This is a genomic window from Nocardia sp. NPDC051981 (genome assembly GCF_040680715.1).
Lineage (GTDB): Bacteria > Actinomycetota > Actinomycetes > Mycobacteriales > Mycobacteriaceae > Nocardia.
This window is the reverse complement of the sequence record NZ_JBFAXK010000011.1, coordinates 193,670-213,129: the sequence shown is the minus strand read 5'-3', so window position 1 is coordinate 213,129 and position 19,460 is coordinate 193,670. Positions and strand designations below refer to the sequence as shown.

Sequence of the window (19,460 nt, the reverse complement as noted above, 5' to 3'; positions counted from 1 at the left end):
TCCTAGAGCAAGTCCGCCAGCTCGCGTCCGCGCATGGTGGCCGCGAACCGCAGCAGCTCCGTCCGATTCGGCCCGACCTCGCTCACGGCGCGAGAAACCTCGAGGAAGGTGTCGATCGGGTCGGCGGGCGAGGCCGCCCAATCGATGATGGCGCGCATGGTCCGCCGCCAGGTCGCGGTGTCGCCGTCCCACGGACGCGACAGGTAATAGAGCGTGTCGGCCTGCCACTCCACGAAGCTGTCGAAGTCTGCCCCCGAGGTGGCGTGGCCCGCATGTTTCCAGTAACCGGACACGTCGGGCACGCCCAGCAACTCGGCCACCCGCTCGCAATATGTGGGCCCAGAGGGCACCGGCACAGTAGGGGCAGTGGGCTGCGTTGATGGCCCAGACCCCTTGTACGCGTGCGAATCGGACACGACCGGAGCGGAATCCGCCGCATCATTCTCGGCGTCGGCCCGGTGTGGCGACGGGTCGCCGGTAGTGGGCGGACTCACTGACGCACGACGCCCAGTCGGCTCGGCCGCCCGATCTGCGGACGCGGCATCGGAGATTTCGGCGCCCAATGAGGATTCAAACTCCGCCGCGTGGGCTGTCTTCGCGTTTGTCCGAGTTTCGAACCCCGCCGCAGCGGCACCGGCGGTGTCGGCGGCTGCGACAGACGAGGCAGCGGAGGTTCCAGCCGTCAGTGCCTCGACGTCGCTGGTTCCGGGAACACCTGTCAGGGTGCCGGTTTCAGTCCGGTGCAGTGGCGGCACGAAGACAGGTGCACGTGGGTCAGTGGGCGGGGCCTTCGGTATTTGCGCTGCGGGTGACTGCGGGGCTTGCCGGTCACCGGGGAAGTACCGCCGCGTCGGCATTTGGGCCATCGCCTCGAGCGGTGTGGGCACGCCGGTGCGCACATCGGCTGCGGCTGGGGTCGGCGCCTGTTCCCCGGGAGCACTCGTCGGGTGTTGCAGGCTGCGAGGAACTTCGCGTACCGGTGCGCGGAAGTCGGCAGGGGTCGGATGCCGGGTCCGGTGGGGTTCGCCTGGGGCCGTGCCGGATTCGGTAGAAGGCCGGGGCGCGGGTGTAGCCGTGGCCGATTCGAAGGAGTGTCGAGAATCGGTGTGAGCGGTCTGTTGGGCACTCGAGTCGGATAGCCAGGAACGCAGGATCGACGGGAGTCCGGCCGCATCAGTACTGACGCGTTCCTCGGCAACGGATTCCAGATCACTGAGGAACGCCTCGTGCGCGCCCAGCGCAGGGTCCTCGGGTGTGCCGTAGACGTAGGCCACCACGAAAAGCGCAGCACTGCCAGTAGATTTGGGACGTACTACCCGGCCCATGCGTTGGATCATCTGCCGTCTGCTGCGACTGGCGGCCAACACCATGCCCAGTTGGGCGTCGGGGATATCGATGCCCTCATCGAGCACGCGTGGTGCGGCCAGCGCACGGAGTTCTCCATGCCGGAAACCGGCGATGATCCGCTCGCGCTCGGTGGGCTGTAGACCGGACCCGACGAATCCGCACGAAAGGTCCAGCTGTTGGAGCGTGGACTGGATCTGCCCGGCTGTCGAAGTCCGCTCGGCGAAGAAGATCGATTGGGTATCACGGAGTTCCGCGATGGGCAGGGCACTGACCAGATCGAGCTTGCCCTGGCAGTCGGCCAGCACCTCGCGACGTTCGGCGAAGTACTTCAGGAAGCGCTGCGCCTGGCGCGCCGCCTCACCGGTCTTCTGCTCGGCCAGGCGCTGCACGAAGGCCATGAATTCACCGAAGGAGTCGTCCGGTGCGCCGTACCCGTCGATGAGCACTGATTTGGCCTTGCGTGTCGCCTCGTCCGCGCGGTCGTACTTGGCGCGTTCGCGCGGGGTGAAATGGACCCCCGCCAGCGCAAGTCGCACAGGCGCGAGAATGCCGTCCGCACGGGCGCGCGCGTAATCGCAGCCGGGTACCAGGCCCCCGAAATAGGGGAGCAGGATCTGCTCCACCGCATTGTCGTTGCGTTCGAGCGTGGCGGTCAGGCCCAGACGCCATTCATAGTGCTCGGTCAGGGCTTTCGCGTAACTTCCCGCACCGTAACGGTGCACCTCGTCGGCCACCAGCACTGCGCCGGGCGGGACTTTGAGCGCGGTACTGGACACCGTCTGTACCGTCGCCACCAGGACATCCCACTGCGCCGGCGGCCGAGCCGGGCCCTTGCCGCCGACCCGGTCGATCCGGTGCCCGGGCAGCGCCGAGCGCAGGCGCTCCAGCCACTGGGTCTGCAGGTCGATACCGGGCACCAGGATCACGGTCTGCCGGCCCTCGTCCAGTGCGGTGGCGGCAGCGTGGATCCCGACTGCGGTCTTGCCCGACCCGGTGACCGCCTCGACGATTCCGCGCCGGTCCCGCCGCGCCCACTCCTCCAGGGCCTCGGACTGCCAGGCGCGTAGGGGCGGCCCGGCGTAGCCGGTCCGTGGGGCGACTGGGGCGGCTTGCTCCGAATCCGGTTGCGGTGTCACCGATCGCGGTGGCTCCGGTTGCGCCCATTGCGTGACCAGTTCGGCGGCTGCCTCACGAACTGCCCAGATCGCGGGCTGCTCGGGACCCAGGATCTCGAAGACATTCGGTTCGCTGTAGAGCAGCTGGGTCACCACGGTAGGAGTGACGTCAGTCAGGCCAAGGCTGACGCTGAGTTGTTGCGCAGACTGGCACGGCGTGCCCAGCAGCGCGACCGCGATCCGGCGCGTCAGGGCTGCTCTCGCAGTGTTCTCGGCTGCGTGCCGCACCGTGATCTCCGCGACCATGTTCACCTTTTCCGTGGCCGGACAACTGTGCGAATACTAGCGTCGGCGAGATCGACCGATACAGTGACCGATTCAGCGAGAAGGTACTCGAGCTGGTGTTTTCCGATCAGCGGTCGTCGGAAGCATCCGTATGCGTGGCCGTCTCGGTAGGGTGATCGGCGGACCACTCGAACCAAAGGAAGCTTGGTGTTCTCTCCCGATCAGCTGGTTGTCGTGATACCCCGCGAGGACATCGAAAGCGGGGACCTGGGGCCCGCCCTCGAGGCCCTCAACTCGTGCTTCGTTTCGCCGGAACGCGCCCGAACCGCCATCGGCGCAGTCGAACTGGTCATCGAAGGCTACGAACACATACCGACCGAACTGTTCGAAATGGAACCGGTCCGTCATTTCGTGCGACGGCTCGACGGTGAATTCCCCTACTGGTTGTACTTTCTCGGTCTGGGTGGTCCCTCGCTGCGGCTGATCTTCGGCTGCTTCCTGCCGCCGTTCCTCGACGAGGCCGAGCGACGCCAGCAATTCGCGCACCGTCTGGGGGCGGTGATGGAGAACCGGTGGCTGCCCGCCATGGGTGACGTCGCCGCATTCGCCGGGCTCGCTGCGGCCGAGCTGGACGCCCGCACCGCCAGCGTCTTCGACCACTACTTCCGTTCCAGCGCACCGGCAATCGCGACATCACCGGCCGACACCACTGTGACTTTTCGCGATCAGGCTGCGGCCGTGGTGGAGGAAGTCTTCTACGGTGAGCCGACCGGTGTTGAGATCGAGCGGGACGACCACCCGTTCGACGGCCGCCCGGCCGCACCCTGGGATCCCGAACAGATCCGGATCTCCACCCGCACGTTCTCCCTGCGCAATGTCCTCGACATGATCGACGACGGCGATCTCGAATTGGCCCCCGATTTTCAACGCAATCGGGTGTGGAAGGGACGCCAGAAATCCAGGCTCATCGAAAGCCTGCTGCTGCAGATTCCCTTGCCGGCCTTCTATTTCGCCGAGGACCGCAGCGGGATGTTCCGCGTGGTCGACGGCCTGCAGAGGCTGTCCACCGTGCACGAGTTCGTGAAGGGTGGTTTCGCTCTCGACGAGCTCGAGTACCTCGACGGCGAGCGCGAGAAGACCTTCGCGGAACTGGATCCGCCGCTGCGCCGCCGCCTTCACAACGCCCAGATCGTGGTGCACGTGATCGAGCCGTCCACGCCCAACCGTGTCAAATACGACATCTTCAAGCGCATCAACACCGGTGGAGAGCCGTTGAACGCCATGGAGATCCGGCACTGCATGAGCAGTGCGCGTAGCCGGAACCTGCTCAAACGGTGTGCCTCCGCCGAGGTCTTCCACGCGGCGACCGGTGGCGTGCTGCGAAATCACGTCCGCATGAACGACCGCGAGGCCGTCCTGCGTTTCCTGGCCTTCTATACCCTTCCGGATCTGCAGGAGTACGACTCCTACGGGTCGTTGGAGAACCTGCTCGACGCCACCACCGAACTCATCGACGACGTCGGCCAGATCTCTGACGCTCACCTCGAATCCTGGTTCGCCGCCTTCGAACGCGGCATGATCAACGCGCGAATCATTTTCGGCGACTATTCCTTCCGGCGCTGGCCCGCCGGCAACGATCGGCGCTCACCGATCAACCGGGCGCTGCTGGAAAGCTGGGGCGTCGTCCTGTCCGCCTACCACCCCGACCAGCTCGAGCGCGCCCGTCCCCGAATCGTCGCCGAGGCTCGCGCGGCCATGGCGAAGAACAACGAATACATCGCCGCGATCAGCGCCTCCACCGCCGACCCCAAACGCGTACGGGTCCGCTTCGAGGTCGCGCGCCGGATCGTCGAGGACGCGGTCGCGCTGTCGTAGGCACGGGTGTTCGCTGTGCATCCCGCCCACCGGCCGGACCCCTCGTTCGGGCGCTGGCCCCGGTTATCCCGTCCGCGTTGTTGATGGCGTGGGTCGCGCCGACTGCCATGTACTCGACGAATGTGTCGACGTCACCATTACGAAATCGGTTGAGGTGCAGGAAGTACCGGCCGGTGTCCGCCAGCATGACCGACGCCAGCGGTAGTCACTCGGCGGGTGAGGCCGCGGCGGCGGAGCACGGCAATGATCAGTGCCCGTCCGATGCGCCCGTCCCATCGGTGAACGGGTGGATGGACTCGAACTGGGCGTGCGTGATGGCGGCTTGCGCGAGGATCGGCAGATCGTCCCGGTTGACGAAGACCCGTAGATCGGCGACCAACTCGGCGACCAGTTCGGGGGCGGGACATGTGCGGCGTTCATCGGCGTGTAGTCGCTGCCTCCGATCCAGTTCTGCACATCCCGCGGCTGTCCCGCATCGCGAGCCGGGTAGTAGTCGATGGACATCAGCAACCGATGTGGGTGGCCAGTTCATGATGCGGTCTCGTTTGAGTTAGTCGACCAACTCTGCGCTTGGCTGACTTTATAGGTGTTAAACGTAGCTAGCGCCGACCTTGATGTACTTTGCGTGCTCCTCACGCTCGGCGGTGAAGGCCCGGTTCATCAGGGACGGTGAGCAGTGGGAGGCGGCGGGCTGACGAGCCGCGACCGAAAGACATCGGCGTGGATGGCCTACTTCGAGTCTTTGCCGTAGCCGAACTGGGGGCGGGGCCCAGCTGATCTCTTCGACGAAGGGGCGCTCGAGCAGGCGTGGTTCGGAGCAAGCGACGTCACGTGGGAAAAGCGGGCCGATCGTTCTTTCTCTCCGGCATTTGGGCCTTGCTGCTGAGACCTAGAGGAGTGATCGTGGATTGATGACAAATGTCTCGAATCTGACCGCGCCGGAACGACGCCAGCTGGCCCAGCACACGCTGGACTCGCTGACGGACCGGGCGGGGCATACGTTGACGCAGGTGCGGTGCGGTTGTGGTCACCGCGTGGCCGCGGTGTTCGATACGCCGGCCGGCGCGGTGTATCAGTCGGCGACCGGGCCGCACGCGCATGGATCGCGTGATTTCGTCGATGCTGCGCACAGCGCTCACGGGCACGGCACCCGGTATGCGGATTTGCTTGCCGGTGATGGCTTTGTCGATGACGCGTTGCCCGCTTCCTGCGAATGCGGGCCGCACACCCTCTCGCGGTTGCGACTCCAGCAAGCCGTCGCGAACCACGAGCATAAGATTCTGCTGCCCTGATCAGCCATCACAAGGCCGTAGCCGTGCGTCACCAGCGGCGCGGAGCCGGTCTGCCCCGAAAGCTCAGCCGGTAGCCGTCCTCAGCGCACTCCTCCCGCGACCCCCGCCCGCCCTTGGAACCGGCGGCCGCCGCGGCGTGCCATGCGCTCGAGTGGCTCAGTTCGAGCTCAGGGCGGAGTTGAGCGTGTAGGTGCCGACGAGGTCGGCTTGCCCCAGGACGTGGCCGGTCATCGCTTGGCGCAGCTGTTCTCCGGTCACTGGCCGCTGTAGCGGCAGCCGTTCGACATCCAGGGCGCTGACGGTGAACACGTAGTGATGGATGCGCTGGTCGTTCCAGGGCGGGCAGGGGCCGTCGTAGCCGTAATGATCCATTTTCGCACTGCTGAAGTCGTTGAGGCCGTACCGCGCGTTATGCGGTGTAGCCGGACCCGGCTTGCCGGGTGTGCTCTGGAGGCTGCCTGCGGCGATCTGCCGCACGTCGGCTGGGATATCGAACAGCACCAAATGGTAGAAGTCGTTGCGCGGCAACTCCTCCGGCACCGTTCGCCCCTCGACGTTCACGTCCGAGCCGGTGCGGGGTACGTCGATGTCGCAGCATACGACCGCGAACGATCGTGTTCCCGCCGGCACCTCGTCCCATGCCAGATGCGGGTTGCGATTGGCGCCCGCCCGGACATGGTGCGCGGCATCCGGCACGCCGTAGGCGAACGTGGCCGGAATGCGCGCATTATCGTCGAACGAATCACTTCGGACCTTCATAACGATGCCTTCCACTCATGCGGCCCGATAAGCCTCCGCTATTCACGTGGCGATGGCGATGAGGTCGCAATCAACACAGCTCGTCGGTGGGATCATTCTGCGGCGTTCCCGCGCCATTGGGGGAATCTCATCTCGTCGGTCGACCACACTGTCGTCCGAACCTCTGTCTGAGCGAATCAATTCGTGCGATACATAGATTCTGCGCTTCTGCCCCGCCCCCGCCCAGAAGCGAAGGTCATCGGAGCGGTTTCCCCACCGCTACAATGGGCATTACGGACTACTCGCGCCCGCCAACTCAGTGGAAGAGGATTACCGCGGCCGGCCGCTTTCGAGTCGGTCGTGAACGGTCGGATGACATTCGGTCGCTGGGTTGGGGACCGTCGGCCCGAGCGAGTCTGGTTGGGGCCGTGAATCATTGATGAAGCCGGGCAATCCCGGTGTCCTGCCCGAAGTGGTGAATCGATCGATAAACGATGACGCAGATGAGTAGTTCACCGCAACAGCGTCCGGTCACCGTGCTGCTGGGCGGTGATGTGATGCTCGGTCGCGGCGTCGACCAGATCCAGCCGCATCCGGGTGATCCGCTGTTGTACGAACCGTGGGTCGAGGATGCCCGCCGCTACGTCGAGTTGGCCGAGAAGACGAACGGGCCGATACCGTACCCGGTCGACTTCGACTGGCCGTGGGGCGACGTCGGGCCGATGCTCGACCAATTGGCACCCGAGGTCCGGCTGATAAACCTCGAAACTTCGATCACTATCGACGGCGTATTTGCGCCCGCCAAGGGCATCCACTATCGGATGAACCCCGCCAATATCGCGACGCTGAAAGCGTTTCGGCCCGACGCCTGCGCGTTGGCGAACAACCACGTCCTCGATTTCGGAAACCGCGGTCTGCGCGACACGCTCGACGCGCTCGAGGCGGCGAGTATCGGCACAGCCGGGGCGGGAACGAGCATCGACGCGGCCTGCCGCCCGGTGGTGGTGGAGCCGGGCACCGGGCGGCGGGTGGTCATCGTCTCGGTCGCCAGCACCAGCAGCGGCGTACCGCTGGCGTGGGCCGCGCAGCATGATCGGCCGGGAGTGTGGCTGCCCGGTGTTCCGTTGGGCCGTGGTGTCGCCGACCGTGTCGCGGCGGAAGCGTTGGCGCACAAGCGTCCCGGCGATATTCTGATCGTGTCCGTGCATTGGGGCCCGAACTGGGGCTACGAGATCGGGCTGAGCGAAATCCAGTTCGCGCACAGGCTCATCGACGCCGGCGTCGACATCGTGCATGGGCATTCATCGCACCATCCTCGCCCCGTCGAGATCTACCACGGCAGACCGATCCTCTACGGTTGCGGTGACGTCATCGACGACTACGAAGGCATCCCCGGATATGAGTCATATCGTCCCGAACTGCGGCTGCTCTACCTGGTTTCGGTCGAGCCCGGCGGGCAGTCGACCGGAATCCGGATGCTGCCCATGCGGATACGCCGCATGCGGCTCGAACATGCTTCCCGGGCCGATGCCGATTGGCTGGGTAAGACGCTCACTCGCATCAGCCGCCGATTCCACACCCATATCGACCGCGGAGCCGACGACCTGCTCGAGATCCGCTGGGGCTGAGCCGAACTCACGCCCAGGGCCGAAACGGATCCAGAGTCCAGGGCCTCCGCTCACTGCCGCGGCACCGACCCGTCGTCTTCGCCGAGATGGTCAACTCGTCGCCCACGGTCTGCTCGACGCGAAAGTTATCGATCAACTTCAGACATAGAGGGCGTCGATGCTGTCGGCGAGGCTCTCGATGACTATCTTGCGGCGCAGTTTCATACTCGGTGTGAGATCACCGGTCTCGACGGACAATTCGTGGTCGATGATGTCGAACTTCTTGATCTGTTCCCACCGATTGAGCTGGGTGTTGAGGTGGGCGACGTAGGTCTCGATCACGTCGTGGGTCTTCTTGTCCCGCGCGATTTCGGCGAGCGGTTTGTCTGCCAGACCGTGCTTGCCGGCCCATTCGGTGATGCTCTGGGTGTCGAGGCCGACCAATGCGACGCAATAGGGTCGTGTCTCTCCGTAGACGATGAATTCCGCTGCGTACGGACATATTCCCTTGAACGTGGCGGCAATCGCGGAGGGCGCGACGTACTTGCCCTGCGAGGTCTTGAACAAGTCCTTCTTGCGGTCGGTGATGTGCAGGAATCCTTCTGCGTCGATCTCGCCGATGTCGCCGGTGCGGAACCAGCCGTCCGCGTCCAAAGCCTCGGCGGTGGCATCCGGGCGGTCGTGATAGCCACTCATCACACCGGGACTTCTGAGCAGGATCTCGCCGTCCTCGGCGATCTCGACCTCGGTGCCGGGGAACGGTTTGCCTACGGTTCCGAAGCGGTAGGCATCCGGCCGGTTGATGAACGAGGCGGCGGCGGTCTCGGTCAGGCCGTAGCCTTCGAGAACGATGATGCCGATCGCGTCGAACCACTGCGCGACATCGCGGTCCAAGGGGGCCGCTGCCGAAACGAAGAACCTCAGCCGGCCACCGAAGCGTTCACGGACCTTGGAAAGCACCAGCCTGTCGGCGACCTTGTGCTGCAAGGAAACCAGCAACGACGGATCCCTGCCTGCCTGCCTGGCACGCGAGACCTTCAGGCCAACCCCGACCGCCCAGTCGAAGAGCTTCTTCTTGATCCCGCCTTCTTCTGCCATCATGCTCTCGATACGGGCATGCGCCTTTTCGAAGATGCGAGGGGCGGCCGCCACGATGGTGGGGTGCAGCATTTCGAGGTTGTCCACGATTTTGTCGACCCGGCCATCGATCGCCGTGGGAAAGCCGATCAGCGGTGACAGTGCCAACATCACCTTGCCGAAAGCGTGGGACAGCGGCAGCCACAGAAAGTTCAGGTCGTCGGGGCTGAGGACGTTCAACGCGTCGATTGCCGCGGCGCTGTACGTCCATGTGGAATGCGGCAGCCGAACACCCTTCGGGGTGCCTGTCGTCCCAGAGGTGTACATGATGCTGCTCAGGTGCTCGGGCCGGATGCCGCGGATGCGGTCGGCGACCGCGTCGGGGGATTCGGCGAGCAGTCGGTGTCCGAGTTCTTCCAGGTTGTCGAGAGTGATCACCCAGTCTCCGTCGCCCTCGCCATCGAAGATCACCACCTTTTGCACGTCGGGCAACTCGGCGCGATGCTCGATCAGCTTGTCGACCTGTGCCTGATCCTCGGCAACCACGATGCGGCTGCCCGAGTTGGCGACAATGAACGCGACGCCGGGGGCGTTGGTGGTGGGGTACACGGTGGTGGTGGCCGCGCCGGCGCACATGACGGCGAAGTCGGCGAGCACCCATTCGTAGCGTGTGGACGATGCAAGCGCCACCCGTTCCTCAGCCTGGATTCCCAGTGCAATCAGCCCGGCGGCGAGTATGTCGACGCGGTCACCGAACTGCTTCCAGGACACACTGGTCCAGCGCTCGCCATCAAGGAATCGAAACGCCTCCGCCTCTGGAGTCTCGGCGATGCGGTCGACCAGCATCTGGGCAACCGATGATGCCCGGTCCTCGATCTTGCTGAGATCGGTAAGTTCCTCGGATTGCCGGAGGAACGTCATTACTCAATTCTAGGGATTCCCCGGCCGATCGATGAGGCGCTTGGACGAAAAAGGTGTGTAGCCGGGACTGCCCGATGCCGGCGGGTCGGTCCGCTATTGCCCTGGTGATCGGGAGGGGGCACTGTGAGAGGCACCGGTGGCGCCACCGGGCGCTGCCTCTGGCAGAAAGGAGGTGGATCGTGTTCGCACGGTCTACCACGCTTCAGGCGCAACTTTCCGCTCTCGAATCCGGGATCGCACATGTGCGGGACGAGGTTATGCCGGGGCTGGAGGGCATTCCCGGTTGTATCGGACTTTCGTTGCTCGTCGATCGGCACACCGGCCGGTGCATCATGACGACCTCATGGGAATCCGAGGATGCCATGCGGGCTAGCGCTGAGCAGGCGATCCCGCTTCGCAATCGCGCGGCGGAGATATTCGGCGGCAGTCCGATGGTCGAGGAATGGGAGATCGTGGCCATGCATCGCGCGCATCTGACGCCGCAGGGTGCGTGCGCGCGTGTCACCTGGGTGAAGACCGATCCCAGCAGGATCGACAACGCCATCGAGGTCTACCGGGACCACACCTTGCCCGGTATGGAGCAGCAGCTCGAGGGGTTCTGCAGCGCGAGCCTGATGGTGAACAGGTCGTCGGGTCGTGCCGTCTCGTCCAGCGTCTACGAGAATGCCGAGGCGATGGAACGCAATCGGATCGCGTCGGCCGCGTTGCGCGTGGACGCCGCCCGGCAGGCACGCGTCGAGGCCGTCGACGTCCGCGAATTCGAGTTGGCATTGGCGCATTTGCGCGTCCCCGAACTGGTCTGACCTCGAGCGGGGGGCAGCGAAACGGCAGGCCGACACCGCAGGTTCGACACGTCGGGTCCGTCCTCGAGCAGGTGGTCACCGAGCACGGCCGCAGCGCGCAGCCGTGCTCGGTCGGTCGGGGCAGTTTCCCGGCGCGCAACCGCATTTCCACGATCGCCGGCGCGGCGCGGCGCGGCCGGTGACTGATCGCGATCGCCGGTGGCGAAAGCTCTTTGCGCAGGACATGTTTGCCCGCAATCTTGGTGAGCACTGGATTCCAGTTGATTTGACGGTCATGCCCGAAACTGAACTCCCGCAACAAGGTTCCGATCGTCGACGGCGCATACACCCGGTCGAACACCCGGCTCATGCCGCCGCCGCGCAGCACGTCGACATCATCGATGCTTTCCGTGCGCACACATCCGGGCGATCAGTGTCGCCAGCTTCCTCGCTTGCAACTCACCCGGTCTGGGCTGCTAGGCCAGCCGCATCACTGGCGCCGGACCGGCCCGCGACACGCGTTTCTAGATCATCGAGCACCGCTGACTCCGGGCGAACATATGCGAAACTTGCCCCCGCAGTGCCCTTCTAGACCTGCCTGAGCACAGCGATCATCCCAGCTCGACGGGAACGCACATCGCCGATCACTACGACATGTGATCGGCGGGGATGCTCGCGCCCGTGCCCATATTTTCGTCATCATCACTACCCGCGGGACTGCCTATTGGATCAACGCTGGGCGGTCAGCCCTGACGAGGAGGAGTTCGGCGATGAGTTCCCTACGCGTCGGCAGTGTTTTGAGCACTTTCCTGGCAGCCGTTGGGGTGATTGTTGCCGTCCTTGTGCCGACCGGGCCGATCGCTGGGGAGGCTTCGGCGGCGGGCTGCACGCTCGCACCGACCGGCGGCACTGTCACACGAATGATCGGCACTCGCAGTTACACGCTCAATGTGCCGCAGGGATTGGCAGGCCCGGCGGTTGGGTTGCTGATCAGCCTGCACGGCACCGGCGACACCTCGGCAGGCATCGAACGCGAAACCGGATGGAGTTCCTACGCCGCTGCTCACAATTTCATCGTCGCCTACCCGCAAGGCACCGAGTTCGACAAAACCTGGCACTTCGAGCAGGGGTCTGTCGACGTCACCTTCCTCGAGCAAGTCGTCACCGACATCGAATCGACCTGGTGTGTCGACACCCACCGCGTCTACGCCGACGGCTGGTCCGATGGGGCGATCATGTCTCAGCGAATGGCCTGCGACGCCGCGGACCTGTTCGCCGCTGTCACCTCGTGGGAAGGCACCGACCCGACCGATCCCAACCCTCTCGAACCCAGTGCCGTCGGCACCCCGTGCACACCGAGCCGCCCTATTGCGGTCGGAATATTCCAAGGGGCGTTCGACCCCATCTCCAACCTCGCGGTCGGCCTCGCAAACGTCCGTGACTGGATCCGCCGTGACCGCTGCCCAGCGACAGCGGACCCCACCTCCGACCGTTACGGCACCCATACGAACTATCAGCCCTGCGCCGCCGGGACGAACGTCTCGTGGCGAGTCGAATACAACACGACACACCAGTGGCCCACCGGCGCCATCGGCCAGGATCTACGCGATCAGCTCTGGAACTTCCTCGATTCCCGCACTCTCCCATGACCACTGAGACGTAGCTACTGCGCCGCCGCTGTCTCTGGGCTGTATCGCATGCCGTCCATGCATTGGGCTCGGGGCGTTTTCTTGGTGCGGGGCAGGGTTTTTGTAAGATCAGGTGGTGCAGCCAGAGGTGGCCAGGGTCGACGGCGGCGTGGCGCGGGTCGGGCTGTGGGCTTCGGTACTGCGGGTCGAGTGCGTGGCGGCGCGCGGGTTGGAAACCAGGTCGGTCGGAACTGTTTGGGTCCGTTGATGATTCGCGTGGGGTTCGCGGATGCTTGTCGGAGGGATGCTCTAACGTAGCGCGGTATCTGTCCGTCACGACCGTGGAGCGTTATGGCTGCCTCGTTCGACCTTCATACCCTGGCGGTGCTCGGTGCGGCCGGGGAGCGGCTGGTCATCTGGCATGTGAATGTGGGTGCGGCGCTGGGGGAGTCGCGGCTATCGGGCGCTTGGGTGCTGGACCGGTCGCGCGCGGCGGAGATCGAGAGCCTCACAGCAGGATATCCGATCGTTCAGGCAGGCAATGACGCTCCTGGTCCCGAAGCAGTGGGTAACGACGCCCAGACGGCCGGTACGGTGGGTTTTCGCGCTCTGCAGGCCGGGACGGCGGGCGATGGTGACCAGTTGGCGGACGTGGTGGCCGCTGCGGCGGTCGCGGACGGTCCGAATATCGGGGCTGCCGGGATTGTCGATGTCGATGCGACTGTCGAAACCGTCCGTGCCGCAATCGAATCGGCCGACCAACGGTTTCTCGAACATCAGGATGCGAGCGGTGCGAAGCTCACCAGGCCGCAGTGGCCGGTGATCGTGACGCCGGATGAGGTTGCGCTGCCGCAGTTTCGGGTGGATGTGGCAGATGATCACATTCGGCCGGTGCTCGCGCTGGCGCGGGGGCTCGCGGATCTGGCGGATGCGTGGGCGGCGTTCGAGTCGCTACGGCTCGCCCGGCCATTTCTGGAGGACCTCGGTGGTGCGGCCGCACGGCCGTTGCCGCTCGCGGTGCGGTGAGTATGGCGGGACTGTCGTTCGCCGCCATCGATGTCGAGACCGCTAATTCCGCGCGGGGCAGTATCTGCGCCGTCGGTGTCACCGTCGTGCGGGATGGGCGGCGCGGGGAGACCGCATCGTGGCTGTGCCGGCCTCCCTCGGGGCTGGACATCTTCAACTGGCACAACATTCGCGTGCACGGGATCTCGGCGGCCATGGTCGCCGACAAGCCGGAGTTCGCGCAGCGCTGGCCGGAAGTGGAGAGCCTGGTGGGCGAGCTGCCCGTCATCGCCCACAATGTCGGATTCGACAGCAGTGCGATACGGGAAGCATGTGGCCGCAGCGGAATTCGGATACCGGCCTGGTCCTACAGCTGCAGCCTCGCCCTCGCCCGCCGCCACCTGAGCCTGGACAGCTACCGCCTGCCCCGCGTCGCGGCTGCCCTGGGCATCGACTTCACCGACCACCACGACGCGGCCGCCGATGCCGCCGCCGCGGCCGACATCGTGATCGCCCTGGCTGCCCGGGCCGGAGTCGATTCGCTGTCGGCGCTCGAGCACATGGTGGTCGACCGGCCCCTGCGGGCAGATAGGGCATCGCGAACGTCCGCAGCTAACACGCTGATGCCCGCTGTGCCGCCTGCGGCCGAACGCCCATCGCGTCGATCCTGGTTCGGCCGTGAGGAATTGGTGCTGCCGGTGGTCACCGGGGCCGATCCATCGCACCTGCTGTACGGCGAAATCGTGGTCTTCACAGGTGATCTCGCCGCCATGACCCGTCAGGAAGCGTGGGATGCCATCGCGGCATGTGGTGCGACTCCCGCGCGGAACGTCACTCGGCGTACGACTCGGCTGGTCATTGGTGACGGCTTTCGTGGTGTCGATCCCGACGCGTTCACCACGATGAAGGCGCGCCGGGTCGCCGAGTTGCGGACGCGGGGGCAGCGGATCGAGGTCATGGACGAGGCCGCGTTCGTGGCCTGTGTAGGTGCTGGGACCGGGTTGTCCGGAGGTCGGGGCGGGGCGTGAGAAGTGCGTTGTTGCGTGGTTTGGGCGGGCTCGGTAAAGAAGGTGAGGGGAATCGGTCGAATGAGTTAGAGGCGGAAATGACGAGTGCAGGTGGTCGGCGTCGGTGGGTGGCGGCGGGAATTGCCTTGGTGGCGGTGGGCTTCGCTGCGATGCCGGGGCTCGCGTTCGCTGCGGAACCGCTGAATTCCGGTGCGGCATTCGCGGCCGACGGCTCGCATATCGACCATTTCGTCGAGCGGGACGATCGCAAATCCACTGTATTCGTGTATTCGGCTGCGATGAACCGCGTCATCGAACTCTCGGTCATTCGCGCCGCCGACAATTCCATGCCGCGTCCGACGCTGTATCTGCTCAATGGCGCAGAGGACGGCATCGATGGGAACGGCAACGAGGTCTCCTGGGAGACCCGTACCGATGTCGTCGACTTCCTGGCCGACCAGAACGTCAATGTGGTGAACGTCCTCGACGGCCGCTACAGCTACTACACGGACTGGCAGTCGGACGACCCGATGCTCGGCCGCAACAAGTGGACCACCTTCCTCACCCAGGAACTACCGCCCGTCATGGACTCGGCCCTCGGTGCCTCTGGCCGCAATGCCCTTGTAGGAGTATCGATGTCGGCGACCTCCGCCCTCGCCCTCGCCGAATCCGCCCCCGGCCTCTACCAGGGCGTCGGGTCCTTCAGCGGCTGCGCCCAGACCGGCACCGACCCCGGCCGCCGCTACCTGCAGGCCACGGTTCTCTCCGGCGGCGGCAACCCGTGGAACATCTGGGGTGTCGACGGCTCCCCGGCCTGGACCGCGAATGACCCGTCCACCCCCGTCAACCTCGAGAAACTCCGTGGCACCGACCTCTATGTCGCCGCAGGAACCGGCTCGAACCCGGCCGCGGCAGGCGGTGGCCAAGTCGGCGCGTCCAGCACGGCACTCGAATCCACCGTCGAAACCTGCACCCGCGCCCTGCAATCCAGCATCGAAGACCTGAACATCCCGGCCACGTTCGATTACCTCCCCGGCGGTGGCCACAACTGGACCTCGTGGCAGGCCGACTTTCACAACGCCTGGCCCGGAATCGCTCGCAGCCTCGGCGTGTGACTCGCAGGCTCGATGTGTGACTCGCAGCCTCGGCCTGCGAGTCACAGCTTCGGCCGGCGAATCGAGGCACCACGCCGGACGGCCACGCGTTCGGTTCCGCTGTCACTCGGGTGCGGGCGGGCCGATAAGCTGCTCCGGGTGACCGACGAGAAGCTGCTGCAGGGACCCATCCACGCCGTCCATGTCGACCTGGGCGCTACCTTCGCTCCGTTTGGGGGGTGGGAGATGCCGGTTTCGTACGCGGGGACCGTGGGGGAGCACACGGCGGTCCGTACCGCTGTCGGGCTTTTCGACGTCAGCCATCTCGGCAAGGCGACGGTCAAGGGTGCGGGTGCGGCGGCTTTTGTGAACTCGGCACTCACCAATGACCTGAATCGGATTCGCCCGGGAAAGGCGCAGTACACGCTGTGCTGCACGCCCGAGGGCGGGGTCATCGACGACCTCATCGCCTACTACGTGAGCGATGACGAGATCTTCCTGGTGCCCAATGCGGCCAATACCGCGACCGTGGTGGCGGAGCTGCAGAAGGTCGCGCCGGAGGGCATCGCTGTCACCGACGAGCACCGCGGGTACGCGGTCTTCGCCGTGCAGGGCCCGCGGTCGGCGGAAGTCCTCGCCAAGCTCGGCCTGCCGACCGACATGGAGTACATGGCCTACGCCGACGCCGAGTGGGACGGCCGCCCGATCCGGGTGTGCCGCACCGGCTACACCGGTGAGCACGGCTACGAGCTGCTGCCCCGCTGGGCGGACGCCGAGGCCGTCTTCCGCGCGTTGGTGAGCGAGGTGCAGGCCGCCGGCGGCCAGCCCGCCGGACTCGGCGCGCGCGACACTCTGCGCACCGAGATGGGCTATCCGCTGCACGGACACGAACTGTCGCTGGACATTTCGCCGCTGCAGGCCCGCACCGGCTGGGCCGTCGGCTGGAAGAAGCCCGAGTTCTGGGGCAAGTCGGCGCTGGAGGCCGAGAAGGCCGCCGGTCCCCGTCGAATCCTGATGGGGCTCAAGGCGATCGACCGGGGCGTGCTCCGGCAGGGCCAGACCGTCATGCGCGGCGACGCCCAGGTCGGCGAAACCACCTCCGGCACCTTCTCGCCCACCCTCAAGGTCGGCATCGCCCTGGCTCTGCTCGACACCGCCGCGGGCCTCGAGCCCGGCGACGAGGTCGAGGTCGATGTCCGCGGCCGCCGTCTGCGCTGCGAGGTCATCCGCCCCCCGTTCGTCGAAACCCGCACTGCCTGATCAGGTTTCCTGAGCCGCGGATCCGACCAGCCGCCTCAGTCGACTACGACGCCATCACGCATTGTGGACGACTGGTGGGGCCGGTCGGGCGTGGCGGTGGTTCCCAGGCTTTTCCTGGATCACTTCGCCGCGACCAGCCTGGTCGCCGAACAAGCATCCGGCCGCGCCATCGCCTCAGCTGAGCCCAGATCCCCAGCCGTATTTGGCCTCGGCCACAACAATTCCCCGGCCGCACGAGGCCTCACCCCTTCAGAGCCCACGGCCCGCCCCCAGCGTGGCGACTGCATCGGAGTCCCGGCTGCTGCACCAGGGCTCATGCTGCTTTGGGTCTCAGCCGCACCAGGTGCCGACGACGTCGTTGTCCTGTTTGCAGGCTGCGGCGTCGAGTCCGGCGGGGCGGAGGGAGGTGAACATCGTCCGGATGGTGTCGTCGGTGGCCGTGCCGTCCGAGCCCTGGTCGGCGTAGAGGACCATGACGACGGACTGGCCGTTGTTGCCGGGCACCGCGACGGCGTGGACGATCGAGGCGGCCGGGTGCGAGCAGTCGTTCGGGCCCGGGTTGGCGAGGGTCGCTGTCACGTGTGCAGCGGGTTTGCCCTGCACCGTGAGGGTTTCGACGGTGCTCAGGGTGTAGGTGGAATTGGGGCGATCGTCGTTGGCCCCGGCTACGGTGGCCCAGCTGCCGGCCACGTCCTTGGCCGCGGCGGACACGTCGCCCAGTTTGGAGCCTGTCACGCCCGCGATGGCTTTCGAGTGGTGGCCGTCGCAGGCCTTCGGGGAGAGTTCCGCCGCACCGCTCATCACCACGCGTCCGCCGCCGCCTTCGAAGCCGACGACGGTGGTCGGTGTCGGGACCGTCCAGTCCTGCGGCACGTCGTACACGGCATTGCGCGAGATGGAGTAGGACGTCTGCCATCCCGGCGTGAGCGACGCGATGGCGGATCTCGGTGCGCTCGCCGTCGTGGTGGGTAGCGGTTTGGTGCGGGTCGCGGTGTCCTGCGGCCCGTATTGGTCTGCGGGCAGCGCGGTTCCGGTCACGGTGTGTGCGGGCGTCAGCGCTGCTACGACGAGGATGGCGACCAGGCCCAGCACGCTCACTGCGATCAGTGCGATCACCAGCGGCCGGTGCGAACTAGGCGGCTTCGACAGCGGATGCTTCGGATACACGCCGTCCACCCTATCCAGGGGCAGGGACGACGGCCGGTCACCGAACCGTCCGGGCGGTCGACAGAGGTAGCCCGCACCAGCCGGTCGATAGGGGCGAATTAGACTCCCGATCATGACTCTTGCCGCACAGTTCACCCGTGTACCGCATCCCGCGCCACTACCGGCGGAGCGGCGGCAGGAGATTCTCGCAGAGCCGGGGTTCGGACGCTACTTCACCGATCACATGGTGTCGATGGATTACGTGGACGGGCAGTGGACCAACGGCCGCGTCGAGCCCTACGGCTCGCTGGCCATGGACCCGGCCACCATGGTGTTCCACTACGGCCAGGCCATCTTCGAGGGTCTGAAGGCCTACCGTCAGGCCGACGGCAGCATCGCCACCTTCCGGGTGGATGCCAATGCGGCGCGTTTCCGGCGCTCCGCCGCGCGCATGGCGATGGCGCAGCTGCCCGAGGAGCTGTTCATCGAATCGATCCGCCAGCTGCTCGAGGTGGACGCGGCCTGGGTGCCCGCCGCCGGCGGCGAGGAGTCGCTGTACCTGCGGCCGTTCATGTTCTCCACCGAGGTCGGGCTGGGTGTGAAGCCCGCCTCGTCCTACAAGTACCTGCTGCTCGGCGGTCCCGCCGGCGCGTACTTCCCGCGCGGCCTGAAGCCGGTCAAGGTGTGGCTGTCCACCGAGTACGTGCGCGCGGCTCCCGGCGGCACCGGCGAGGCCAAGGTGGCGGGCAACTACGCCGCCTCGCTGCTGGCCCAGCAGCAGGCCGCCGAGAAGGGCTGCGACCAGGTGGTGTGGCTGGACGCCTGCGAGCACAGCTACGTCGAGGAGATGGGCACCAACAACCTCTTCTTCGTCTTCGGCAGCGGCTCCGACGCCCGCCTGGTGACCCCGGAGCTGTCCGGCTCGCTGCTGCCCGGCATCACCCGAGACTCGCTCATCACCCTGGCCGCCGACTCCGGTTACAAGGTCGAGGAGCGGAAGATCTCCGTCGCGGAATGGAAGAGCGGCGTCGAATCCGGTGAGATCACCGAGGTTTTCGGTTGCGGCACCGCGGCCGTGGTCATCCCGGTCGGCTCGGTCCGCTCCGCCGACGGCGAATTCACCATCGGCAGTGGTGAACCCGGCGAGGTGACCATGGCGCTGCGCGAGAGCCTCACCGGCATCCAGCGCGGCACCTTCGCCGACAGCCACGGCTGGCTGCGCACCATGGCCTGAGCGGCCCGCGGAAGGAAAAGCGCCCGCCCCGAACGAATTCGTGGCGG

General features: G+C 66.1%; 14 protein-coding genes and 2 pseudogenes. 10 read left to right on the top strand and 6 right to left on the bottom strand.

What is annotated here, in order from left to right:
* Nucleotides 1–2 precede the first annotated feature (2 nt).
* Nucleotides 3–2,768, bottom strand: coding sequence for a DEAD/DEAH box helicase family protein (locus AB0L60_RS21180; RefSeq protein ID WP_364616492.1), 2,766 nt, complete (start codon nucleotides 2,766–2,768; stop codon nucleotides 3–5).
* Between the two features lie 186 nt (nucleotides 2,769–2,954).
* Here AB0L60_RS21180 and AB0L60_RS21175 point away from each other — a divergent pair, with 186 nt between their 5' ends.
* Nucleotides 2,955–4,622: a DUF262 domain-containing protein gene (locus tag AB0L60_RS21175; RefSeq protein WP_364616489.1), complete on the top strand. Its 1,668-nt coding sequence runs from the start codon at nucleotides 2,955–2,957 to the stop codon at nucleotides 4,620–4,622.
* A gap of 103 nt (nucleotides 4,623–4,725) precedes the next feature.
* Here the strand turns inward: AB0L60_RS21175 and AB0L60_RS21170 are convergent.
* Nucleotides 4,726–5,138: pseudogene (locus AB0L60_RS21170) on the bottom strand (Fic family protein); the annotation flags it as partial.
* A 395-nt stretch (nucleotides 5,139–5,533) separates the two neighbouring features.
* On the opposite strand from AB0L60_RS21170, the gene AB0L60_RS21165 reads away from it, so the two are divergent.
* Nucleotides 5,534–5,914: a hypothetical protein gene (locus AB0L60_RS21165; RefSeq protein WP_364616486.1), complete on the top strand. Its 381-nt coding sequence runs from the start codon at nucleotides 5,534–5,536 to the stop codon at nucleotides 5,912–5,914.
* Nucleotides 5,915–6,070: 156 nt separating this feature from the next.
* Here AB0L60_RS21165 and AB0L60_RS21160 read toward each other — a convergent pair whose 3' ends face one another.
* On the bottom strand, nucleotides 6,071–6,673 hold the full coding sequence (locus AB0L60_RS21160) for a YbhB/YbcL family Raf kinase inhibitor-like protein (protein WP_364616483.1): 603 nt from the start codon (nucleotides 6,671–6,673) through the stop codon (nucleotides 6,071–6,073).
* A gap of 482 nt (nucleotides 6,674–7,155) precedes the next feature.
* Between AB0L60_RS21160 and AB0L60_RS21155 the strand changes: the two genes are divergently transcribed.
* A complete protein-coding gene (locus AB0L60_RS21155; RefSeq protein ID WP_364616480.1) occupies nucleotides 7,156–8,280 on the top strand; it encodes a CapA family protein in 1,125 nt (374 codons plus the stop codon).
* Nucleotides 8,281–8,418: 138 nt separating this feature from the next.
* Here AB0L60_RS21155 and AB0L60_RS21150 read toward each other — a convergent pair whose 3' ends face one another.
* Nucleotides 8,419–10,257: a long-chain fatty acid--CoA ligase gene (locus AB0L60_RS21150; RefSeq protein ID WP_364616477.1), complete on the bottom strand. Its 1,839-nt coding sequence runs from the start codon at nucleotides 10,255–10,257 to the stop codon at nucleotides 8,419–8,421.
* A 179-nt stretch (nucleotides 10,258–10,436) separates the two neighbouring features.
* Between AB0L60_RS21150 and AB0L60_RS21145 the strand changes: the two genes are divergently transcribed.
* Nucleotides 10,437–11,060 (top strand): antibiotic biosynthesis monooxygenase, encoded by a 624-nt coding sequence (locus tag AB0L60_RS21145; protein ID WP_364616474.1) that lies wholly within the window; start codon nucleotides 10,437–10,439, stop codon nucleotides 11,058–11,060.
* 265 nt (nucleotides 11,061–11,325) lie between these two features.
* Here the strand turns inward: AB0L60_RS21145 and AB0L60_RS21140 are convergent.
* Nucleotides 11,326–11,557: pseudogene (locus tag AB0L60_RS21140) on the bottom strand (IS1380 family transposase); the annotation flags it as partial.
* A 402-nt stretch (nucleotides 11,558–11,959) separates the two neighbouring features.
* Between AB0L60_RS21140 and AB0L60_RS21135 the strand changes: the two are divergent.
* The 5 genes from AB0L60_RS21135 (at nucleotide 11,960) to gcvT (ending at nucleotide 17,033) form a co-directional block, all read left to right on the top strand.
* Nucleotides 11,960–12,688: a PHB depolymerase family esterase gene (locus AB0L60_RS21135; protein WP_364616471.1), complete on the top strand. Its 729-nt coding sequence runs from the start codon at nucleotides 11,960–11,962 to the stop codon at nucleotides 12,686–12,688.
* 330 nt (nucleotides 12,689–13,018) lie between these two features.
* Nucleotides 13,019–13,693, top strand: a complete 675-nt coding sequence (locus tag AB0L60_RS21130; RefSeq protein ID WP_364616468.1) for a hypothetical protein — start codon at nucleotides 13,019–13,021, stop codon at nucleotides 13,691–13,693.
* Nucleotides 13,694–13,695: 2 nt separating this feature from the next.
* Nucleotides 13,696–14,700 (top strand): exonuclease domain-containing protein, encoded by a 1,005-nt coding sequence (locus tag AB0L60_RS21125; protein ID WP_364616465.1) that lies wholly within the window; start codon nucleotides 13,696–13,698, stop codon nucleotides 14,698–14,700.
* Nucleotides 14,701–14,777: 77 nt separating this feature from the next.
* On the top strand, nucleotides 14,778–15,794 hold the full coding sequence (locus AB0L60_RS21120) for an alpha/beta hydrolase family protein (RefSeq protein ID WP_364616462.1): 1,017 nt from the start codon (nucleotides 14,778–14,780) through the stop codon (nucleotides 15,792–15,794).
* Between the two features lie 138 nt (nucleotides 15,795–15,932).
* Entirely contained in the window at nucleotides 15,933–17,033 is a 1,101-nt protein-coding gene (gcvT, locus tag AB0L60_RS21115) for a glycine cleavage system aminomethyltransferase GcvT (RefSeq protein ID WP_364616459.1), read from the top strand.
* Between the two features lie 330 nt (nucleotides 17,034–17,363).
* On the opposite strand, the gene AB0L60_RS21110 is transcribed toward gcvT, so the two are convergent.
* Complete coding sequence (locus AB0L60_RS21110) at nucleotides 17,364–18,149, bottom strand: hypothetical protein (RefSeq protein WP_364616456.1); 786 nt, start codon at nucleotides 18,147–18,149, stop codon at nucleotides 17,364–17,366.
* 163 nt (nucleotides 18,150–18,312) lie between these two features.
* On the opposite strand from AB0L60_RS21110, the gene AB0L60_RS21105 reads away from it, so the two are divergent.
* Nucleotides 18,313–19,413 (top strand): branched-chain amino acid aminotransferase, encoded by a 1,101-nt coding sequence (locus AB0L60_RS21105; RefSeq protein WP_364616453.1) that lies wholly within the window; start codon nucleotides 18,313–18,315, stop codon nucleotides 19,411–19,413.
* The last annotated feature ends 47 nt before the right edge of the window (nucleotides 19,414–19,460 follow it).

Bases quoted from the DNA above. Each gene is read 5' to 3' on its own strand.
- AB0L60_RS21180 (WP_364616492.1), bottom strand. From the start codon at position 2,768: ATGGTCGCGGAGATCACGGTGCGGCACGCAGCCGAGAACACTGCGAGA.
- AB0L60_RS21165 (WP_364616486.1), top strand. From the start codon at position 5,534: ATGACAAATGTCTCGAATCTGACCGCGCCGGAACGACGCCAGCTGGCC.
- AB0L60_RS21160 (WP_364616483.1), bottom strand. From the start codon at position 6,673: ATGAAGGTCCGAAGTGATTCGTTCGACGATAATGCGCGCATTCCGGCC.
- AB0L60_RS21155 (WP_364616480.1), top strand. From the start codon at position 7,156: ATGAGTAGTTCACCGCAACAGCGTCCGGTCACCGTGCTGCTGGGCGGT.
- AB0L60_RS21150 (WP_364616477.1), bottom strand. From the start codon at position 10,257: ATGACGTTCCTCCGGCAATCCGAGGAACTTACCGATCTCAGCAAGATC.
- AB0L60_RS21135 (WP_364616471.1), top strand. From the start codon at position 11,960: ATGATCGGCACTCGCAGTTACACGCTCAATGTGCCGCAGGGATTGGCA.
- AB0L60_RS21130 (WP_364616468.1), top strand. From the start codon at position 13,019: ATGGCTGCCTCGTTCGACCTTCATACCCTGGCGGTGCTCGGTGCGGCC.
- AB0L60_RS21125 (WP_364616465.1), top strand. From the start codon at position 13,696: ATGGCGGGACTGTCGTTCGCCGCCATCGATGTCGAGACCGCTAATTCC.
- AB0L60_RS21120 (WP_364616462.1), top strand. From the start codon at position 14,778: ATGACGAGTGCAGGTGGTCGGCGTCGGTGGGTGGCGGCGGGAATTGCC.
- AB0L60_RS21105 (WP_364616453.1), top strand. From the start codon at position 18,313: ATGACTCTTGCCGCACAGTTCACCCGTGTACCGCATCCCGCGCCACTA.